Source organism: Hymenobacter sp. 15J16-1T3B (genome assembly GCF_020711235.1).
GTDB lineage: Bacteria > Bacteroidota > Bacteroidia > Cytophagales > Hymenobacteraceae > Solirubrum.
Genome location: NZ_JAJFAV010000001.1, coordinates 641693 through 661262 on the forward strand (window position 1 = coordinate 641693; position 19570 = coordinate 661262).

General features: G+C 64.7%; 17 protein-coding genes. 11 read left to right on the forward strand and 6 right to left on the reverse strand.

Annotated elements, in window-relative coordinates; translation table 11 throughout:
* Nucleotides 1-346 precede the first annotated feature (346 nt).
* A complete protein-coding gene (locus LJ737_RS02730; protein WP_227762779.1) occupies nt 347-1636 on the reverse strand; it encodes a tetratricopeptide repeat protein in 1290 nt (429 codons plus the stop codon).
* 386 nt (nt 1637-2022) lie between these two features.
* On the opposite strand from LJ737_RS02730, the gene glyA reads away from it, so the two are divergent.
* From glyA to rpiB, 3 genes are all read left to right on the forward strand, one after another.
* Nucleotides 2023-3318 (forward strand): serine hydroxymethyltransferase, encoded by a 1296-nt coding sequence (gene glyA / locus LJ737_RS02735; RefSeq protein WP_227762780.1) that lies wholly within the window; start codon nt 2023-2025, stop codon nt 3316-3318.
* Between the two features lie 125 nt (nt 3319-3443).
* Entirely contained in the window at nt 3444-4319 is an 876-nt protein-coding gene (gene tatC, locus LJ737_RS02740; RefSeq protein ID WP_317206633.1) for a twin-arginine translocase subunit TatC, read from the forward strand.
* 127 nt (nt 4320-4446) lie between these two features.
* On the forward strand, nt 4447-4881 hold the full coding sequence (gene rpiB / locus LJ737_RS02745) for a ribose 5-phosphate isomerase B (protein WP_227762781.1): 435 nt from the start codon (nt 4447-4449) through the stop codon (nt 4879-4881).
* Between the two features lie 139 nt (nt 4882-5020).
* Here the strand turns inward: rpiB and LJ737_RS02750 are convergent, their stop codons facing one another.
* Nucleotides 5021-6451 carry a hypothetical protein gene (locus LJ737_RS02750; RefSeq protein ID WP_227762782.1) on the reverse strand — a complete coding sequence of 477 codons (1431 nt, stop codon included), beginning with the start codon at nt 6449-6451 and terminating at the stop codon, nt 5021-5023.
* A gap of 244 nt (nt 6452-6695) precedes the next feature.
* On the opposite strand from LJ737_RS02750, the gene LJ737_RS02755 reads away from it, so the two are divergent.
* The 5 genes from LJ737_RS02755 (at nt 6696) to LJ737_RS02775 (ending at nt 13181) form a co-directional block, all read left to right on the forward strand.
* Entirely contained in the window at nt 6696-7109 is a 414-nt protein-coding gene (locus LJ737_RS02755; RefSeq protein ID WP_227762783.1) for a ribosome-binding factor A, read from the forward strand.
* A gap of 104 nt (nt 7110-7213) precedes the next feature.
* Nucleotides 7214-8023, forward strand: coding sequence for a class I SAM-dependent methyltransferase (locus LJ737_RS02760; RefSeq protein ID WP_227762786.1), 810 nt, complete (start codon nt 7214-7216; stop codon nt 8021-8023).
* 81 nt (nt 8024-8104) lie between these two features.
* Entirely contained in the window at nt 8105-9334 is a 1230-nt protein-coding gene (locus LJ737_RS02765) for an ABC transporter permease (protein ID WP_227762788.1), read from the forward strand.
* Between the two features lie 231 nt (nt 9335-9565).
* The gene (locus tag LJ737_RS02770; RefSeq protein WP_227762789.1) at nt 9566-12502 is read left to right on the forward strand and encodes a DEAD/DEAH box helicase; all 2937 of its coding nucleotides are present in this window, start codon (nt 9566-9568) and stop codon (nt 12500-12502) included.
* A gap of 145 nt (nt 12503-12647) precedes the next feature.
* Entirely contained in the window at nt 12648-13181 is a 534-nt protein-coding gene (locus LJ737_RS02775; RefSeq protein ID WP_227762790.1) for a hypothetical protein, read from the forward strand.
* 43 nt (nt 13182-13224) lie between these two features.
* Here the strand turns inward: LJ737_RS02775 and LJ737_RS02780 are convergent, their stop codons facing one another.
* Entirely contained in the window at nt 13225-14298 is a 1074-nt protein-coding gene (locus tag LJ737_RS02780) for an aminotransferase class I/II-fold pyridoxal phosphate-dependent enzyme (RefSeq protein WP_227762791.1), read from the reverse strand.
* A gap of 218 nt (nt 14299-14516) precedes the next feature.
* Between LJ737_RS02780 and LJ737_RS02785 the strand changes: the two genes are divergently transcribed.
* Both LJ737_RS02785 and LJ737_RS02790 read left to right on the forward strand, forming a co-directional pair.
* Nucleotides 14517-16280: a T9SS type A sorting domain-containing protein gene (locus LJ737_RS02785; RefSeq protein WP_227762792.1), complete on the forward strand. Its 1764-nt coding sequence runs from the start codon at nt 14517-14519 to the stop codon at nt 16278-16280.
* 49 nt (nt 16281-16329) lie between these two features.
* Nucleotides 16330-16788 (forward strand): SRPBCC family protein, encoded by a 459-nt coding sequence (locus LJ737_RS02790; RefSeq protein ID WP_227762793.1) that lies wholly within the window; start codon nt 16330-16332, stop codon nt 16786-16788.
* Between the two features lie 85 nt (nt 16789-16873).
* Here LJ737_RS02790 and LJ737_RS02795 read toward each other — a convergent pair whose 3' ends face one another.
* Entirely contained in the window at nt 16874-17347 is a 474-nt protein-coding gene (locus LJ737_RS02795) for a GNAT family N-acetyltransferase (protein WP_227762794.1), read from the reverse strand.
* 122 nt (nt 17348-17469) lie between these two features.
* Complete coding sequence (locus LJ737_RS02800) at nt 17470-17799, reverse strand: winged helix-turn-helix transcriptional regulator (RefSeq protein WP_227762796.1); 330 nt, start codon at nt 17797-17799, stop codon at nt 17470-17472.
* An 81-nt stretch (nt 17800-17880) separates the two neighbouring features.
* Here LJ737_RS02800 and LJ737_RS02805 point away from each other — a divergent pair, with 81 nt between their 5' ends.
* Entirely contained in the window at nt 17881-19071 is a 1191-nt protein-coding gene (locus tag LJ737_RS02805; RefSeq protein WP_227762797.1) for a class I SAM-dependent rRNA methyltransferase, read from the forward strand.
* On the opposite strand, the gene LJ737_RS02810 is transcribed toward LJ737_RS02805, so the two are convergent.
* Nucleotides 19068-19511: a hypothetical protein gene (locus LJ737_RS02810; RefSeq protein ID WP_227762798.1), complete on the reverse strand. Its 444-nt coding sequence runs from the start codon at nt 19509-19511 to the stop codon at nt 19068-19070. The two genes, LJ737_RS02805 and LJ737_RS02810, sit on opposite strands and share 4 nt — an antisense overlap.
* Between the last annotated feature and the right edge of the window lie 59 nt (nt 19512-19570).

The window sequence follows — 19570 nt, forward strand, 5'->3', positions numbered from 1 at the left end:
TTACGAGTTGTCAGCAATGGTACCCACTGACAACTCGTAGCCGACAACTAAAATCTGGTTGGTTGAAGGGAAACCCGTCCGGGGCATCTGCCGCTCCGGACGGGTTTGTTGTTTTAGAGCCGGTGGTAGTGGCTAATATCCGCGTGCTGCTGGCCCAACTGCCGCAGCTGATCGGCCGCGCGTGTGCTGGCTAGGTTGCTTCCTGTCGCATTCACCGGGCAGCCCGGTGGCCGGGCGCCAGTTGGTAGACCGAGCGAAGGCCCCGCGGTTGACAAAAATCGGCCGGCCAATGCCGCTTGCTGCGGGCCACTGGCCGGCCGGGTGTTGGGCGTTTGCTGCGGACGAGTTAGCGCAGGCTGCCGTCGAGCAGGGCTTGGCGAGCTTTGTCGCGGTGCGGATTGCCGGGGTCTTGCGCGGCCCGCTCCAGAGCGGCGCGGGCCTGGGGCAACTTCTGCTGCTGCCAGTAGCTCAGGCCGAGGTAGTACTGGGCCCGGCCGGCCAGCGCCGTGTTGGGAAGGCGACTCACGCGCTGGAAGTAGCTTTCGGCCTGGTCAGGCTGGTCCTGGCGCAGCAGCATCAGGCCGTTGTAGTACAGGAAGGTGTCTTGGCCCACAGCCGTGGCGGGCAGGCGGCGCAGCATGTGCAAAGCGGCGGGGTAGCTGCCCTGGCGGTAGAGCTGCATGCTTTGGGCCAGCAGGGGGCGGCCGTCGGTTTGGGCGGTTGTCAGGCCGGGGTCGGGGGCGTCGTAGTCTTGCCAGGCGCGGGCGGCGCTTTCGTGGCGGGGCCAAAAGAGCACCACGGCCGCAATCAGCAGGGCCAGCACGCCCGCCCCGATCAGGCCCAGGCGCAGGCGCTGCCGCTGCTGCCGCTGCCGGATACGCTGCTGCGCGGCCGTGCGCTGAGCCACGCGGCGGTCCAACGACTCCAGGCGCAGGCGCAGGTTTTCGCGGCCGGCGGCCCAGCGCAGGTCGGCCGCGTACTGCTCGTAGGCCAAGCAGGCCTGCCGCAGCTCCCCGTCGACGAGCAGCTGGGCATCGAACTCGTCCTGCTCGGCCGCGTCGAGCACGCCGTCGGAGCTGCGCTCCACGGCGGGCAGGTGGGCCAGCAGTTCGGTTGTGCCGCCCGCGCCGGCTCGGTTTAGGGCCTCGAAGAGCTTGCGCAGGGCTTCCGATTTCTGGCGGCGGGCCACCCCGGCGTTGGCGTACCCGAGCTTGCCGGCCAGCGTTTCAAAGTTGGAGCCGCGGAAGTAGAACTGGTGGAGCACCAGTTGGCTGTCGGTCGGGAGCTGCAGCAGGGTGCGCAGCACCAGCTGCCGCCGCTCGGCCTCGGCGGTGGGCAAGGGCGTTTCCTCGGCCAGGGCGGTGTTGGTGGCCCGGGCGGTGAGCACCTGCCGGGCGGCGCCGTAGAGGTGGGCCCGCAAGTCGGCCGGCCAGCGGGTGAGGCGCCCGTCGTTGACTTCGTCGTAGAACGAGAGCAGCCGCTCGCGCAGCACGGCGTGGGCCTGATCGGCCGGGGTGCCGAACTGCCGCCGCGCCCACCGGGCAAAAACGTCGCGCTGCTGCCCGTAAAAGTCGGTCAGGGGCGTGAGGGTGCCGGTGCGCAGGCGGGCCAGTTGGGCCGAGAGAAAGTCACTCACGAGGGGCGAAGAATCAATGAACAGGTAGCAAGGAGCAATGACCGGAATGCCATTACGGCCCCGCCGCCGCCCAGGGCCGGCAGCGGGGGCCGGCGTCATAACGGCGGAGCTGGGGTTTCGGTTAGCCAATTAAGGTACGACGCGGCGCGCTACCGGCCGCGGGCGCCCGCCGAGCGGAGAGCTGAAGCCCGGCAATCGGGGGCGTACCGCGACACGCCGGGCGCGCAGTAGTGGGGCTGACGCGCGAACGGCGCCAGTACTTTACCCGGCGCTAGGATTCGCTCACCGCGGCCTGGGCAGCGGCCCGCTGGTTACGGCTCAGCCGCCCCGCCCACCGTTCGGCCGGGCCGCTTCATTCCTCATCGGCGGCTGCCTACCTTTGGTGCATGGAAACCACGACCCGTACCCTCGCCCCCGATACCGTTGTGTTTGACCTGATCCGCCAGGAGAAGGAACGTCAGACGCACGGCCTGGAACTCATTGCTTCGGAAAACTTTGTCTCGGAGCAGGTGATGCAGGCGCAGGGCTCCATTCTGACCAATAAATACGCCGAGGGCCTGCCCGGCAAGCGCTACTACGGCGGCTGCGAAATCGTCGACCAGATCGAGCAGCTGGCCATCGACCGCGTGAAGGAGCTGTTCGGCGTGGAGTGGGCCAACGTGCAGCCGCACTCCGGCGCCCAGGCCAACGCGGCCGTGATGCTGGGCATCATCAAGCCCGGCGACAAAATCCTCGGCTTCGACCTGAGCCACGGCGGCCACCTCACGCACGGCTCCCCAGTGAACTTCTCCGGCAAGCTGTACGTGCCCTCGTTCTACGGCGTGGAGCGCGAAACCGGCCTGATCGACTGGGAAAAGGTGAAGGAAACCGCCCGCCGCGAGCAGCCCAAGCTCATCATCTGCGGCGCCTCGGCCTACTCCCGCGACTGGGACTACCAAGCCCTGCGCGAAGCCGCCGACGAAGTGGGCGCCCTGCTCCTGGCCGATATTTCGCACCCGGCCGGCCTCATTGCCAAGGGCTTGCTCAACAACCCGTTTGAGCACTGCCACATCGTAACGACCACCACCCACAAAACCCTGCGCGGGCCCCGGGGCGGCCTCATCATGCTGGGCCGCGACTTCGACAACCCCATGGGCCTGAAAACGCCGAAGGGCGACATCCGCTCCATGTCGTCGGTGCTCGACGGCGCCGTGTTCCCCGGCACCCAGGGCGGTCCGCTGGAGCACGTCATCGGCGCTAAGGCCGTGGCCTTCGGCGAAGCGCTGACCGACAACTACGCTGAGTACACCCGCCAGATCATCAAGAACGCTCAGGCACTGGCCAAGGGCTTCGTGGACCGCGGCTACCAGATCATTTCGGGCGGTACCGACAACCACTTGATGCTCATTGACCTGCGCGGCAAGGGCCTGACCGGCAAGCTGGCCGAAAATACCCTCATCAAGGCCGACATCACCATCAACAAGAACATGGTGCCCTTCGACGACAAGTCGCCGTTCGTCACTTCGGGCATGCGCATCGGCTCGGCCGCCGTCACGACCCGCGGGCTGAAGGAATCGGACATGGACACGGTGGTGGACCTGATCGACCAGACGCTGATGAACCACGACAACGACTCGCGCATTGCGGAGGTTCGCCGGCAGGTCAACGCCCTGATGAGCGAACGGCCGCTGTTCAACGCCTAGCGTTGAAATCAATGAGTGAATGAGGGAATGAGCGCATGAGGGAGGCCGGTTTGCGGTTGATTCTCGTATCTGGCTTCCCAGGCTTATTCGCTCCATCACTCATTCACTCATTCACCGATTAACCTTTGGAGTCTCCTACCCAAAAATTTCAGCAGAACCGTGCGGCGGCCGAAGGGGCTGAAATGTCCTTTATCGACCACCTGGAGGCGCTGCGCTGGCACATCATTCGCGCCGCCATTGCGGTGCTCGTGTTTGCCACCGCCGCGTTTCTGGCCAAGGACTTCCTGTTTCACGACCTGATCCTGGGCCCGTCGCGGCCGGATTTCTGGACCTACCAGATGTTCTGCCGCATCGGCAAGGCCCTCAACGCCCCCGACCTGTGCATGACGGACGTGGGCTTCGTGATTCAGAACCGCGAGATGAGCGGGCAGCTGGCCATGCACCTGAGCACCTCGTTCACGGTGGGCTTGGTGCTGGGCTTTCCGTACCTGTTCTGGGAGCTGTGGCGCTTCGTGAGCCCGGGGCTGTACCCGCACGAGCGGGCCAATTCCCGCGGGGCGGTGTTCTTCGTGTCCATCCTGTTCATCTTCGGGCTGCTGTTCGGCTACTATGTGGCCTCGCCGCTGAGCATCAACTTTTTGGCTGGTTACGTGGTCGACCCGACCATCGAAAACCAGATTGACCTGCAGAGCTACCTCTCCACGCTCACCACGATGACGCTGTCGTGCGCCTTCGTGTTCGAGCTGCCCATGATTGTGTTCTTCCTGGCCAAGGCCGGGCTGATTACCCACGAAATCATGCGCATGTACCGCAAGCACGCCATTGTGGTCATCCTCATCATCGCGGCCATCATCACCCCGCCCGACGTGTCCTCGCAGCTCATCGTGACGGTGCCCATCCTGGCCCTCTACGAGCTGAGCATCCACATTGCCCGCGTGGTGCGCCGCAAGGACGTGACTCGCCTCAACCAAGAGCTGGCCGACAACCACGGCGTCGCCTGATTTTAGTGGGCTCATGTGATTGAATGTGCTGATGTGCTAATGGTTGTTCTTCCTTAGCACATCAGCACATTTTCGCATTCAGGCCTCGCCTCATTAGCACCTCTCAACACATCAGCACATCAACGAAATGAAAACCATTGCCATCGGCTCCGACCACGCCGGGTTTGCTTACAAGGAACTGCTCAAGCCCTGGCTTGCCGAGCAAGGCTACGACGTGAAGGACTTCGGCACGCACTCCGCCGAGTCGGCCGATTACCCCGACTTTGCCCACCCGCTGGCCGCGGCCGTGTCCCGGGGCGAGTTCGAGCAGGGCATTCTGATCTGCGGCTCGGCCAACGGGGTGTGCATCACCGCCAACAAGCACCAGGGCGTGCGCGCCGCCATTGCCTGGCTGCCCGAGCTGGCTCAGCTGGCCCGGCAGCACAACAACGCCAACATCCTCTGCCTGCCCGCCCGCTACGTGAGCGAAGACGCCGCGAAGCAGATTGCCCACGACTTTCTGACCACCGCCTTCGAGGGGGGGCGCCACCAGACCCGCGTCGGCAAGATTGACGCCTGCTAGGCAAAGGTGAAGTGGTGAAGTGACGTTCAAGCGGAACCTTTTATCATCGACCTAAAGCCAAACGGCCCCGGCAACACCAGTTGCCGGGGCCGTTTGCGCAGTTGGAGTCGTCAAAACGTCAAGTCACTACTTCACCGCTTCACAATTTCACCTTTGTCGGCGGCCCCAGCCGGAACACGCGCGGGGTGCCGGTGCGCTCGTAGCGACCGAAGATGTGGGGCAGCTTGTAGCGCAGCTCGGGCAGCAGGCCGGTTTCGTCGATGACGTAGGTGGGCGGGGTGGGCAGGTTTTCGGCCAGGCGCACCACGGTGGTATACTCGTTGAGGTGGCGGAAGTCGCGGCGGGCCAGGGCCCAGTCCACGTAGGGCGTGCCGGCGTAGTTGTCGACGTAGATGCGCCGGTTCAGGCCCAGCACCAGCACCTGCTGCCCGCGCAGCACTTGGTAGCGCGGGTCGGACTTAGCGGCGTAGTCGGCTTCCTTGGGCAGGTGCAGCACTGCTTGCAGCGGCAGCACCGCGCGGTAGCGCACCGCCACCACCGCTCCGATAACGGCCAGCAGCAGTACCTCGGCAATCCAGAGGCGCTTGGTGCGCTGCCACAAGAACAGGCAGAAGTACGAGGCCGGCGCCAGCAGCACGGCCAGCAGCCCCGGCGCCAAGCCGCGCAATGCCGCCCCCATCACCAGGGCTACGGCCAGCCACACCAGCATCAGCTGCTGAAACTTCACCTGAAACACCAGGCCCAGCGAAGACGTGAACATGCGCAGCAAGGCCAGCGCCACCACCAGTCCCGGCAGGGCCATCAGCCCCAGTTGCAGCGGGGCGGGCAGGGCGTCGGCCGCGGCGGCCCAATTGAGCATGGGCTCCAGGTGGAGCTGCCGAAACTGCGGCAGCGCGTCGGTGTAAAGAAAGAATGTGGCCACGGCCGCGTAGGGAAACGCAAAGCCGCAGAGCAGCAGCAGGAAGCTGCGGAAGGTATTGGCCGCGAAGCTGATAACGGCAAATAAGCCCAGCAGCAGCAGCCAGGCCAGGGGCAGAAAGCACAGCGCCGCCACGCCCAGCAGAAAGCCCGCCCGGAACAGGCGGCTGCTGTCGTAGCCCTCCCGGGTGGTGGGCAGCAGGGCGCTCAAGGCAAACACGGCGAAGGTTTGCCCGATGAGCAAGGGCGAGAGGGTGTCCAGCTCGGCCGAGACGCTGGCTAGCAGCACGTAAGTCAGGGCCGCGAGGTAGCCGCGCTCGGGGTGCACGTTGTAGCGGTTGAGCACCTGGTTCAGCCGGATGCCCTGGGCCAGCACCAGCACCAGGGCCAGCAGCCGGTACAAAAACCAGGAGCGCGGCAGGGCCAGATCGAGCAGGCCGTAGACGGCCGCCGCCAGCGGTGCGGTGTGGTCGTACACGTCGCGGTAGAGCAGGGCGCCGGCGTGCAGCTTTTCGCCCACCACCCAGCCGCGCAGCTCGGCCAGGCTCAGCGGCACCTCGCCCAGCCACAGCAGCGGCAGGCGCAGGCCCAGCGCGAGCAGCAGCAGCAGCACCAAGCGCGTCGGGAGCGTACTTCGAAAAAACTCAAGCAAGGGAAGGTCTTTAGGCGTTCGGGCGTTTGGGAGCAGGAACGAACGGCCGCTGGACCGCTCTATCGCTCTGCTCACCAATTCGTACCCAAAGGTAACGGAGCCGGTGCGCGCCCGCCGCATCGGCGCGCGTAGCCGGCGCGCGGGCTGCGGCGGCGCGCGCCGCCGCTAGTGAGTGGCCGCCCCGGCAAACTCTCTAACGCCCAAACTCCTCAACTCTTAAACTCCTTTTACCTTTGCACATTCTATGGATAGCAAACGACAGCAGAAATTCGCCAGCCTGCTTACTAAAGAGCTGGCCGAGGTGTTCCGGCGCGACATGCCGCACCTGTTCGCCGGCACCCTGCCGCCGAGCATCACCGCCCTGCGCGTGAGCCCCGACCTCGGGGTGGCCAGCGTGTACCTGAGCGTGCTGCTGGCCCAAAACCCCCAGGAGCAGGTGCAGCTGATGCAGGACCACACCAAGGACATCCGCTTTGCCCTGGCCAAGCGCGTGCGCAACCACATGCGCGTGGTGCCCGACCTGCGCTTCTTCCTCGACAACTCGGCGGCTTACGCCACGCACATGGACAAGGTCATCAGCGACCTGAACATCCCGCCGGCCCCGCCCGAAGACGAAGACAAGCCCCAGCGCCCCCGCCTCTTCGCCGACGAAGACTAAGCCAAAGGTGAAATTGTGAAAGGTGAAGTGGTGATGGTTGACAAGACCATCGCACCCGCTCACTTCACAATTTCACAAGTTCACAAATTCACCTTTTCCTCCCCTTGCACTACGACCCGATCAAACGCTCCCTGGGCAACGTGTTTAACCGCACGCCTTGGCTGCGCCGGCTGTTTTATAACCTGCTCGACCTACTGCTGCTGCGCACCTGGCACGTGCACCGCGAGCTGCGCCAATGGGCCCAGGGCCGCCGCGACCAGGCCCAGAACATCCTCGACGCCGGCGCCGGCTACGGCCAGTACACCTACTGGCTGTCGGGCCAGAGCCCGAAGTGGCAGATTCTGGCCGTCGACGTGAAGGACGAGCAAGTGGCCGACAGCAACAACTTCTTCCGCCAGATCGGGCGGCCCAACGTGCAGTTCGCGGTGCAGGACTTGGTGCTCTACCAGCAGCCCAATTCTTTTGACCTCGCGCTGAGCATCGATGTAATGGAGCACATCCTGGAAGACGTGGAAGTGATGACCAACCTGCACGCTTCGCTCAAGGACGGCGGCATGCTCATCATCAGCACGCCTTCGGACCAGGGCGGCTCCGACGTGCACGGCGCCGACGACGCGTCCTTTATCGAGGAGCACGTGCGCGACGGCTACAACATCGACGAGATTCAGCAGAAGCTGCGCACCGCCGGCTTCGACCGCATCGAGGCCATGTACTCCTACGGCCTGCCCGGGCAGATTTCCTGGCGCCTGAGCATGAAGTGGCCCATCCTGATGCTGGGCGTCTCGAAGCTGTTCTTCGTGCTGCTGCCGTTCTATTACCTCGTCACCTTCCCCATTTGCTTGGTGCTGAACTGGCTCGACAGTACCTCCCGCCACGATTCGGGCACCGGCCTGATTGTGAAAGCATGGAAATAAGAACCCGGCCGGTAGTTCCGCGTAAGCTACCGGCCGGATACTTGTAATCCGTTGCCCGCTCCGCGGGCCTGCCTCCGCCGCATGAACGTCCCCTTCCTGATAGCCTGGCGCTACTTTCGCTCGAAGAAAAAGCGCAACATCATCAGCATCATCTCCAACATCTCGATGATCGGGGTGGCCGTGGGCACGATGGCGCTGATCATCGTGCTGTCGGTGTTCAATGGGCTCGAAGACCTTGTCCGCTCGCTCTACGGCAAATCGGACCCCGACCTGAAAATCACCGCCCTGCAAGGCAAGAGCTTCCCGGTGGACGCCTTCCTGGTGACGCGCCTGCGGGCCGTGCCCGGGGTGCAGCTCGTCACCGAGGTCATCGAGGACAACGCCCTGCTGCGCTACCACGAGCGGCAGATGGTGGTGAAGGTGAAGGGTGTTTCGGAGAATTACTACCAGCAAAGCGAAATCGACTCGGCCATCGTCGACGGCACGCACCAGCTGCGCCGCAACGGCGAGGACTTCGCCCTCATCGGCGCCGGCGTGCAGCACGAGCTAAGCATTGCCCTGGAAAACCGCTTTGCCCCGCTGCAGCTGCTCTACCCGCGCAATACGCCGGGCAAGAAAACGCTGTCGATGAACCCCGAAACGGCCTTTAACCAGGAACCCATCCTGGCCGGTGGGGTATTTGCCATCGAGCAGCACGTCGACGACAGCTACATTTTCGTGCCGCTGGGCTTTGCGCAGCGCCTGCTGCGCTACGACAACCGCCGCACCGCCCTGGAAGTGAAAGTAGGCAAACGCCCCTTGGAAGACGTAAAAGCCGAGCTGAAGCAAGTGCTCGGGCCGGGTTTTCAAGTGCTCGACTCCGACGAGCAGCACGTGTCGCTGCTCAAGGCCATCAAGGTGGAAAAGATGTTCGTGTTCATCACCTTCGCCTTCATCCTGCTCATTGCCTCGCTCAACATTTTCTTCTCGCTCTCGATGCTGGTCATCGACAAGCGCAAGGACGTGGCCATTTTGATGGCCATGGGCGCCTCGCCCAACATCATCCGGCGCGTGTTCCTGATGGAAGGCGCCATCGTGGCCCAGGTGGGCGCCGTGGTCGGCCTCTCGCTCGGCATCCTGATTTGCTGGCTGCAGCAGCGCTTCGGCCTCGTATCCATGGGCATGGCCACCAGCGTGGTCGACTCTTACCCGGTGAAAATGCAGGTGTCCGACGTGCTGTGGGTGGGCGTGGCCATCGTGTTCATCACCATTGCCGTATCCATCCGGCCGGCCCTGAACGCCCCGCAGATTGACCTGCGCGAGAATCTGTAAGCTGCTCGGGCTAAGATCCGACCGGGGGCAGAACACAATTTGGGGTGAGCAAAACGCAACCTTAGCGGCCGTTTGGAGGTAATTTGCCGAACTGCACCTGGCTTTACTTCTATGAATCCCAACGACTTACAAAGATTATATAATTATTGTTAGAAATTATTTTACTTTTTCCGAAAAAGTAAAGATTTTAGCATTTGTTCCTACATTCGACGTTGCTTTGTCGCTGCTGCTATGAAGGTTTCTACCGCACAGCCTTTTCAAATAGTTTACTCGCTGCTTGCGCACGAGTACTTGGGCTACCTGTTTGAGTCTTACGTTGTTCAGCTCAGCCCCAAGGGCCAGTTGACGCTGCAGCACCAGAACGTGTCGGCCATGAACGCGGCGGAGTTTGCCGACGGCCTCGACGCGCGCGACTTCGAATTAATTGCCCTGACCGACCAGATTCAGCAGGATGCGGTCATCAAGGAGTTCTGGTCTAAAAAGACCACCCCGGCCGACTTTTTCCTCAAGCAGTACGACGCGGAAAAGGGCGACAAAGCCCTGCAGGAACGCATCAGCCAGTACGTGCAGCAGCGCATGGGCCAGATCCTGGAGCGGCTGCAGGGCAAGCTGGTGTTCATCATGGGCAAGGACGGCGAGCCGACCTGGAAGGAAATCAGCGTGGCGCCCGAGCCGGCGTCGGTGCTCTTCCACTTCCGCCGCAACCCCGAGAATACCCACTACTTCCCCACCATTCAGTACCGCGGGCAGAAGCTGGACTTCCAGCAGCGCGACGCGGTGATGGTGTGCTGCCAGCCCGCCTGGATGCTGCTCGACGGTGTGCTTCACAACTTCCGCAACGAAGTGGACGGCAAGAAGCTGCAGCCCTTCCTGACGAAGAAGTTCATCATCATTCCGCGGCAGGTGGAGGACAGCTACTACCAGCGCTTCGTGGCGCCGTTGGTGGAGTCGTTCGACGTGCACGCCCGCGGCTTCGACATCCGCTCGGAGCGCTACCAGGCCAAGCCCCACCTCATCTTCTCCGACGTGCCCGCCGCCGGCGGCATCGGCTACGAGGCTCCGGAGGACAGCCGCCGCAGCACCATCACCGACGCCAGCGGGGAGCAGATTCATTTTGATGTGGCTTTCCAGTACGGCAACCACATCGTGCGCAACCACGACAAGCGGGTGAGCGTGCAGCTGGAAAAAACCTCGGATTCCTACGTGTTCCACCGCCTGATTCGGGACCTGGAAAACGAGCAGGTATTCATCCGCGAGCTGCAGGACCGCGCCCTGGAAGTGCGCAACGGCCGCGCCGTGCTCGAAAAAGCCACCGCCTTCAAGTGGCTGCACTCGCACGCCGAGGAACTGGCCCGGCTGGGCTTCACGGTGCAGCAGGGCTCCTCGTCGGGCAAGGACTACTTTATCGGCACGGTTACCGTCAACGTCGGCATCACCGAAAACAACGACTGGTTCGACATCCACGGCACGGTGCGCTTCGGGGAGTTTGAAATTCCCTTTGTGAAGCTGCGGCCCTACATTCTGCAAAAGCGCCACGAATTCAAGCTGCCGAACGGGCAGGTGGCCATCATTCCGGAGGAGTGGTTCACGCAGTATTTGGAGCTGTTTGCCTTCTCGGAGGAGCACCACCACTCGCTCACGCTCAAGAAGCACCACGTGGCCCTGGTCTCGGACCTGGAAAACGGCAACCTGGCCACCGTGACTATGTCGCGCAAGCTGGAAAAGCTGCGCGGCTTCGAGGTGGTGGAGGACAAGCCGCTGCCCAAGGGCTTCAAGGGGACCCTGCGCCCCTACCAGCAGGCCGGCTACAACTGGCTGCATTTCGTGCAGGACTACCACTTCGGCGGCTGCCTGGCCGACGACATGGGCTTGGGCAAGACCATTCAGACCCTGGCCATGCTCATGCAGCGCAAGGAAAGCGGGGCGGCCGGCGGTGCCGCGTCGCTCTTGGTCATGCCCACCTCACTGGTCTACAACTGGCTGAGCGAGGCGCAGAAGTTCACCCCGAACCTGCGGATTCTGACGTACACCGGCACCTACCGCGACAAAAACGTGGAGCAGTTTGCCGACTACGACCTGATCCTGACCTCGTACGGCATCGTACGCCTCGACGCAGAGCTGCTGCGCACCTACAAGTTTGACTACGTCATCCTCGACGAGTCGCAGGCCATCAAGAACCCCTCGTCGACGACCTCGCAGGCGGTGCGGCACCTGCACAGCCGCCACCGCCTGATTCTGACGGGTACGCCGGTGGAAAACAGCACCATGGACCTCTGGTCGCAGATGTCGTTCATCAACCCCGGCTTGCTCGGCTCCCAGGCGTTTTTCCGCAAAGAATTCCTCAAGCCCATCGAAAAGGACAAGGACGAGGTGAAGACGCGCCGCCTGCACGCGCTCATCAAGCCCTTTATCCTGCGCCGCCATAAGGCCCAGGTGGCCACCGAGCTGCCGGAAAAGATTGAGAACCTAAGCTACTGCCGCATGACCGAGGAGCAGCAGAGCTGCTACGAGGAAACCAAGAGCTACTACCGCAACAAGATCCTGCAGAACATCGAGGAGCACGGCACGGCCAGCACCCAATTTATGCTGCTGCAGGGCCTGACCAAGCTGCGCCAGATTGCCAACCACCCCCGCATGGCCGACGAAGCCTACGAACACGAGTCGGGCAAGCTGCGCGAGGTGGTGCGCATGATTCGCAACGTGGTGTCGGAGGGGCACAAGGTGCTGGTGTTTAGCCAGTTCGTGAAGCACCTGGAGATTGTGCGGCAGGCCCTGGACGAAAAGCAAATCGAGTACGCCTACCTCGACGGCAACACCCGCGACCGGGCCAAGGAAGTGGCGCGCTTCCAGGAAACGGAGGATCTGCGCGTGTTCCTGATCAGCCTGAAAGCCGGCGGCGTGGGCCTGAACCTGACCGCGGCCGACTACGTGTTCATCCTCGACCCGTGGTGGAACCCGGCGGTGGAAGCCCAGGCCGTGGACCGCGCCCACCGCATCGGGCAGGAGCGCACGGTGTTTACCTACAAGTTTATCACCAAGGGCACCGTGGAGGAGAAAATCCTGGCCCTGCAAACCCGCAAGATTCAGCTAGTGTCGGATTTGATAACCACCGACGAGGCCATCATCAAGACCTTGACCAAAGAGGATATCGAGGAGCTGCTGGGCTAACCCACCCCGCCGATAGCATACAACCTGGAGCGCCAGGAACCGGCCGGTTCCTGGCGTTTTTGCGTGTCGAACGACGGCTCCGGCGCGGTAATTTGTGGTCCGGCCCCTATGGAAACCCGGGCGCGGGCGCATCACGGAGTAACATATGTTGCTGCTCTCGATGACCAGATTGATCAGTTGCCTACTCGGCGGAGCGTTGTTGAGCCTGCTAGGCGCCTGCCAGACGGGGCATTTTGTCACCGATAAACGATTCGCCGTCAAGCTTCCGCCCCTCCGACCTTACCACGGTATGGTGCCGGTAGGCTTCTGTCAGCTGCCGGAAGTGAAAAAACGGCTGGTCTACGTGCGCGGCACCTACAGCGGCGTGGACGAGTACTGGTCGTTTTCCCCGCATTGGCCATCCAACCACGCCGATAAGGCTTGTTGGGGTACAACCAAGGTGGAATTGACGCTGCCCGATACCTTGCAAGTACCCACCGACATGCAAGCCAAGTTCGACAGCACCCATCAGTCTTATCCTAATCATTACCTGATTGTCGACGCCGTCGGTCGGTATGAAGACAACCAGCCCGGCGGCTACGGTCACGTGGGGCACAATAAGGCGCAGTTTGTGGTGGCAAAACTGGTGCAGGTGCGGCTGGTGACCGTGTCGAGAAAAGGACGGATTCTGGTCGATTGAACGCCACCGCGGCGGTGCTCCGGACAACCCCAAGTCTGGCTTTTTAAGCCAGCGTAGTCGCCGCAAACGCTGCGGCCAACGCGGCTACCCGGGCCACATCGTCGCTGGTATGCAGGGCCGACAGCACCACGCGGGTTATCGGCGCATCATCCGGAGTCGGATAGTTTAGGCTGGAAATCAGCACGTCCTGCTCCTCCATAAACGCCGCCAGCCCGGGCCGCAGGGCGTAAAACACCGGAAAATCAGGCGCTGACTGAAACAGGCCCAGCCCGGCCGTGGCCTCCTGAAACAAGCGGGTGTTGGCGGTCAGCTGCGCCCGCGCCTCGCGGTACAGCTCCTGGGCTTGCAGAAAGGCGTACAGATACGCGGGCACGACCGGCGAGGAGGCGCCAAAAAACGCGCTGCGCCGCAGTTCCTCGATAAAGCGCGCCTCCGCCAGCACCGCGCCGCCGGGCACGCCGCAGGCCTTGGCCAGAGAGCTGACGACGACCAGCCGCACGCTGCCCGGCACCTCGATTTCGTTTCGGATGCCCGCGCCGTCGGGGCCGATGACGCCCAGGCCGTGGGAGTCGTCGATGAGCAGGGTGACGGGGCGGTCGGTGGGCAGTTCGCGCGTCCACTGGAAGTCGTAACGCTGCACCCGCAGCGGGTCCAGGGAGTTGGCCACGATGACCACCGGCTGGGGCGTTTCGTGCTGCAGGCGGCGGAGCAGGTGCCGGGCCCAGTCGGCGAAGGAGCGGGTCGAGCCTACGGGGGCGGGATGATCAGTGATCCAGGCAGCGGGATGAGTGCCGGGGGCGTACTCGAAGCGGCCGGCGCGGGCCAGGGCCTTCACCGCCATCTGCCCCGCCAGGTAGCCCGACGACACCGTGAGGGCCGCCGGCAGCCCCACGTATTCGGCCAAATAGGCTTCGGCCTCGTCGTAGACGCGCAGCTGCAGCGGGCCGTGGCGCGAGGCGCCGTAGTTGGTGCCGTAGCGGCTCAGGCCTTCGGCCAGCAGGGCGGCAAACGCGGGGTTGCGGGCCGTGCCGAGGTAGCCGGTGCCGCTGCAGTAGAGGTACTGGCGGCCGTCGGGAGCCAGCAGGGTGCGGCCGGGCAAGGAATCAGCTTTCAACATAGGGGCGCGGGGAAGAGCAGGGCCGGGCGTGTGGGAGCAGCAAATTGGCTCTGCCGCCCGTCTGCGAAACGCGGCTTGTCGGCGCTGCCCGGGAAAATGGTAGCTTTCTGCGAGTGGCCTGAAAATAACAAAGCCGCGGCCGGGTGCAAGCCGCGGCCGGGCACGTTGGCCGAAGTCCACGGATACTCAGTCGCCTTGCTTCTATTTCTGCTTTGCGTATGCCACTACTCTACTCATCTCTACGGCTCCGCCTGAGAGCCGGCCTGTTACTGACGGCGTCGGCGTGGGCCCTGGCCGCGCGGCCCGCTGCCGCCCAGGCGCCCGTTTTCGATCAGGCCACCGTCGACGCCGACCTAGCGGTTAAGCGTCTGGCTATTCGTTCCTTGGACACCGCCGTGGATGGACAGGGCAACACCCTGTACGCCGGCGGCTTCGATGGCTCGTTGTCGTTCGGCCCCACGGTGCTCAACGCCAGCCCTAGCCGGAGCCTGTTCGTGGCCAAGCGTGCGACCAGCGGCAGCTGGCTGTGGGCCGTGATGGTGCCCAGCCGCAATGCCCAGGTCGGCGGCGTCGATGTTGACGCCGCGGGCGACTTATACATCACCGGCTCGTTTGAGGACGCCTCCATCACCTTTGGCAGTACCACGCTCACCAACTCGCGGCCCGGGGGACTGCAGAGCGACGTGTTCGTAGCCAAAATCAGCGGGGCTACCGGCGCGTGGCAGTGGGCCGTCGGGGCCGGGGGCTACACCAGCAACAGCGGCACGGACCTGGCCGTGGACCTGGCCCTCGACGGGCAGGGCGGTGCGTACGTCACCGGCTTCTACAACAGCCAGGTAGCCACCTTCGGCCCGTACGCGGTGACCAACAACCGGGCGGGTTCCAACGACGTGTTTGTGGCCAGTCTGAGCACCGCTACCGGGGCGTGGCGCTGGGTGCGCAGCGGCGGCTCGACGGCCGGGGCCGACGACGTGTATTCGCTCGACGTGGACGGGCAAGGCAATGCCTACCTCGTGGGCTCGTTTTTCGGCGTGGCCACCTACGGGCCGTTTACGGTGAATACCCCGAATGTCTCGGCCCTGCTGGTGAGCAAGTTGGATCGGGCCGGTACCTGGCAGTGGCTGACAACCGCCGCCGGCGACAATACGTCCAGCAACTCGGTGTACGCCCAGCACCTTGCCGTCGATGCCGCCGGGCGGCGGGGCTACGTCGCCGGCGGGTTTGTGAGCCGCACGGCGCAGTTTGGGGCTACCCAGCTCACCAATGCAGGCGGGCAGCAGCCCGGCCGGAACCTGTACTACAGCGACGTGTTTGTGGCCCAGCTTAATCTGGCCACCGGCAGCTGGAGCTGGGCTGTGCGGGCCGGCGGCCTGGGCTCCGACTACCTGAGTACACCCGTGCTCGACGGGCAGGGGCACGTGTACGTGGGCGGCGCATTTGCGGCACGGCCTCTGGGAAGCATCATATTCACCGAGGCCGACTTTGGCTCTACCCTGCTGAGCAGCGCGGGCGGCGACGACGGGGTAGTGGCCCGCCTCGATACGGCCGGTACCTGGCAGTGGGCGCTGCGGGCCGGCGGCGGCGACAACGACGCCCTTTCCCCGGTCGGGTTTGACGGCCAGGGCCGGCTGCTGCTCAACGGCTTCTTCTACGGGCCGTCCACCACGGTGGGCGCCATTACTCTTACAACTGCGGGCGGCACCGCGGGCACGCCGTTTCAGGCCCGGCTGCTACCTGGCTCAGCCCTGCCGGTACGGGCGGAGCGTTCCGCTACGCGGTTCGACCTCTACCCCAACCCCGCCGTGGGCTTCGTCATGCTGGCGGGCTTGCCGGCGGGCCAACCGGTGGAAATACTGGACGCCCTGGGCCGCAAAGCCGCCACTGGCGTGGTAGCGGCCGGGGAACCGCTGCGCCTGCGCCTCGCGCCGGGCGCCTACGTAGTGCGCGCGGGCGGCGCGGTGCAGCACCTGCTGGTGCAATAAGACCGCCCACCGGGCAACCCAACGGCCGCCTGGCCGGTTAGCCAGCCGTATGCACCTGCTGCTCCGCACCACCGTCGCCCAGCCGCCCGCCGAGGTCTGGGCCGGCTTCACCCGCCAGCTCTTCCTCGACCTGGCCCCGCCCCTGCCCCAGATGCGCCTGCTGCGCTTCGACGGCTGCCACCGCGGCGACCTGGTGGAAATCGAGTTGCACCTAGGCCCGCTGCGCCTCGGCCGCTGGACCTCGCTCATCACCGACCACGGCGAGCTGCCCGGCGGCGGGCGCTACTTCGTCGACGAGGGCCAGCCGGGGCAGCTGCCCGGGCCGCTGCGCTTCTGGCGGCACCGCCACCTGCTCGAAGCAGGCCCGAACGGCGGCTGCGTCATCGTGGAAGACCTGGAGTACCGCACCGCCTCGCCCCTGCTCGACTGGCTGCTGCGGCCGGCGGTGTGGGCCCAGTTTGCCTGGCGGCGCCCCATCTACCGGCGCTACTTCGGCCCACCGAAATAGCTCGACAATACCATGAGCCTGCCTCCTGGGCCGCTTAGAGGTGGCAAACCCTAGCGTCAGCCGAAACGCGTGGCCGAGCCAACCGCTACAGCGCCAGCACCATGCGAATGTCGGCGCGCTGGTACTCCGAGGCGGGCAGCGGCGCTTCCACAAAGCCCAGCTTGCGGTACAGGCTCAGCGCCGGGGCCAGCTTGCGGTTGGAGAGCAGCTCGATTTCGTGGGCGCCGATTGTGCGGGCTTGGGCAATAGCGGCTTGCCCCAGCCGCCAGCCGATGCCCAGGCCCTGGGCGGCGGGCGTCACGGCCATTTTGGCCAGCTCGTACACGCCGTCGTGCTCCTTGATGAGGGCGCAGGTGCCGACGATGGCGCCCGCGTGCCGGGCCATGAAGATGTAGCCGCCGGGCCGCAGGATGTAGCCTTCGGGGTCGTCGAGCATGCGGCGGTCGAGGTCTTCGAGGGCGAAGTAGCGCGTAATCCACTCCTCGTTCAGGGCTCGGAAGGCGGCCTGGTGGGCGGGCTCGTAGGGCAGAATATCGACGGAGGCAGGGGACGTGGTCATTGGCGGGGAAAACGGAATGAGGCCGCGAAGGACGCCCGCCCGCCGACGCCGCGCAAGAACGCACCGCCGCGGCCGGCTACTTACACCGGGGTAAGTTTTGGGCCAGCAGTGCCGTTTGGGACCTAATTCCGGCTGACGGCCGCCGCTATTTTTTCGCGCTGGTGGCTGCGGCCCCAGTACCACATCTGCTTGAGCACCGGGCAGAGGGTGTAGCCGTGCGCGGTGAGGCTGTACTCCACCCGCGGCGGCACTTCCGGGAACACCCGGCGCTGCACCAGGCCGGCGGCTTCCAGCTCGCGCAGCTGCTTGGTCAGAATCCGCTCACTGACGCCCTCGCCCAGGTGGCGGCGCACCTCGCTGAAGCGGCGCGGCTGCGGATTCAGGAAAATGAGGATGTCGGCCTTGTGCTTGCCCTTGATGCAGTGAACCAACGCGTCGATGGGATTGTCCATGCCCCTAGTGTACGCAACTTCCGGCCGGCGGCTGCCCACGGCGGGGTGCGTACCTTTGTGGTTCATTTCCTTTCTGCCCGCATGTCAGCTGCTGCCTCCGTCACCCTCAAGCCCGGTAAAGATCAATCCCTGCGTCGCCTGCACCCCTGGGTGTTTTCGGGCGCCATTGCCCGCATGCAGGGCGAAGTGGTGGAGGGCAAGGTGGTGGAGGTGCGCGCCCACAACGGCGAGCTGCTGGGCCAGGGCCACTACGCCCCCGGCTCCATTGCCGTGCGCATGCTCTCCTTCGGCGACGCGGCCCCCATCGACGAGGCTTTCTGGGTGGAGAAGCTCGGCAACGCCTACCGGCTGCGCCACAGCCTGGGCCTGACGGGGCAGGGCAAAACGAATGTCTACCGCCTCGTGCACGCCGAGGGCGACGGGGTGCCCGGCCTCATCATCGACGTGTACGGCGACGTGGCCGTGGTGCAGGCCCACAGCGCGGGCATGTACCAGGCCCGCGAGGCCATTGCCAGCGCCCTGCAGCAAGCCGTGCCCGGCCTGCGCGCCATCTATGACAAGAGCAGCGAAACCGTGCCCGCCAAGGCCGCGCCCGGTGCCCAGAACGACTACCTCTTCGGCCAGAGCACGGGCCAGGAGCACGTGGTGGAGGAAAACGGCCACCGCTTTGCCGTGGACTGGGAAACGGGCCAGAAAACCGGTTTCTTCATCGACCAGCGCGACAACCGCGCCCTGTTGGCCCGCTACGCCCCCGGTCGCCGCGTGTTGAACACCTTCTGCTACACCGGCGGCTTCTCCGTCTATGCCCTGCAGGCCGGCGCCGAGCTGGTGCACTCCGTCGATTCGAGCAAGAAGGCCATCGAGCTGACCAACCGCAACGCCGAGCTGACCGGGCTGCAGGACAAGCACGAGGCCTACGCCCAGGACGTGTTCACGTTCCTGAAGGACCGCCACAACCAGTACGACCTCATCGTGCTCGACCCGCCGGCCTTTGCCAAGCACCTCTCGGCCCGCCACAACGCGCTGATGGGCTACAAGCGCCTGAACGTGGCCGGCATCAAGCAGATTGCCCCCGGCGGACTGCTGTTCACCTTCAGCTGCTCGCAGGTGGTGAGCATGGAGCTGTTCGAGGGCGCCATCATGGCCGCCGCCATCGAAGCCGGCCGCCCGGCGCGCATCCTGCACCGCCTCACCCAGCCCGCCGACCACCCCGTGAGCCTGTTCCACCCCGAGGGCGAGTACCTGAAGGGTCTGGTGCTGGCCGTCGACTAGGGCATGCCCTGCCGCTTGCTCGGCGACTGAGTCAGGCGCTTGAACGAGAGTGTGTTGCCGCGCCCGCCTACCGGGCTCAGCTGCAGGCGCGTGGCCGTCACGCCCACCAGGTAATAGCACATGTTGTCGGCGGCATCGGCGGCGGTGGTCTGCAAGTACAGGCTGCCGTCGGTTTTGGTGCCCGGCGCCGCGTCGCAGGCGCGGTCGAGCACGCGCAGGGAGCGGGCCTCGTCGGGCTGGCCGGCGTACCGCTCGATGTACTGCTTATCGGTGATGACGAGCACGAAGTTCTTGTCCTCGGTTGATTGCCAGGTGCCCGGCAGCAGCTTACGGGCGGAAGCCGGGGCTTGGGCGGCGGGCTTGGTGGGCTTGGCAGGCGTTTGCGCCGCGGCCGGCCACGTGAGCAGCAGGCTGGCCGCCAGCAGTAGGTAGTTCATCATAAGTCGAAGAATAGAGCGAAGCGAAGCTACGGCTGGCGCCCGAATATCACGGCCGCAGC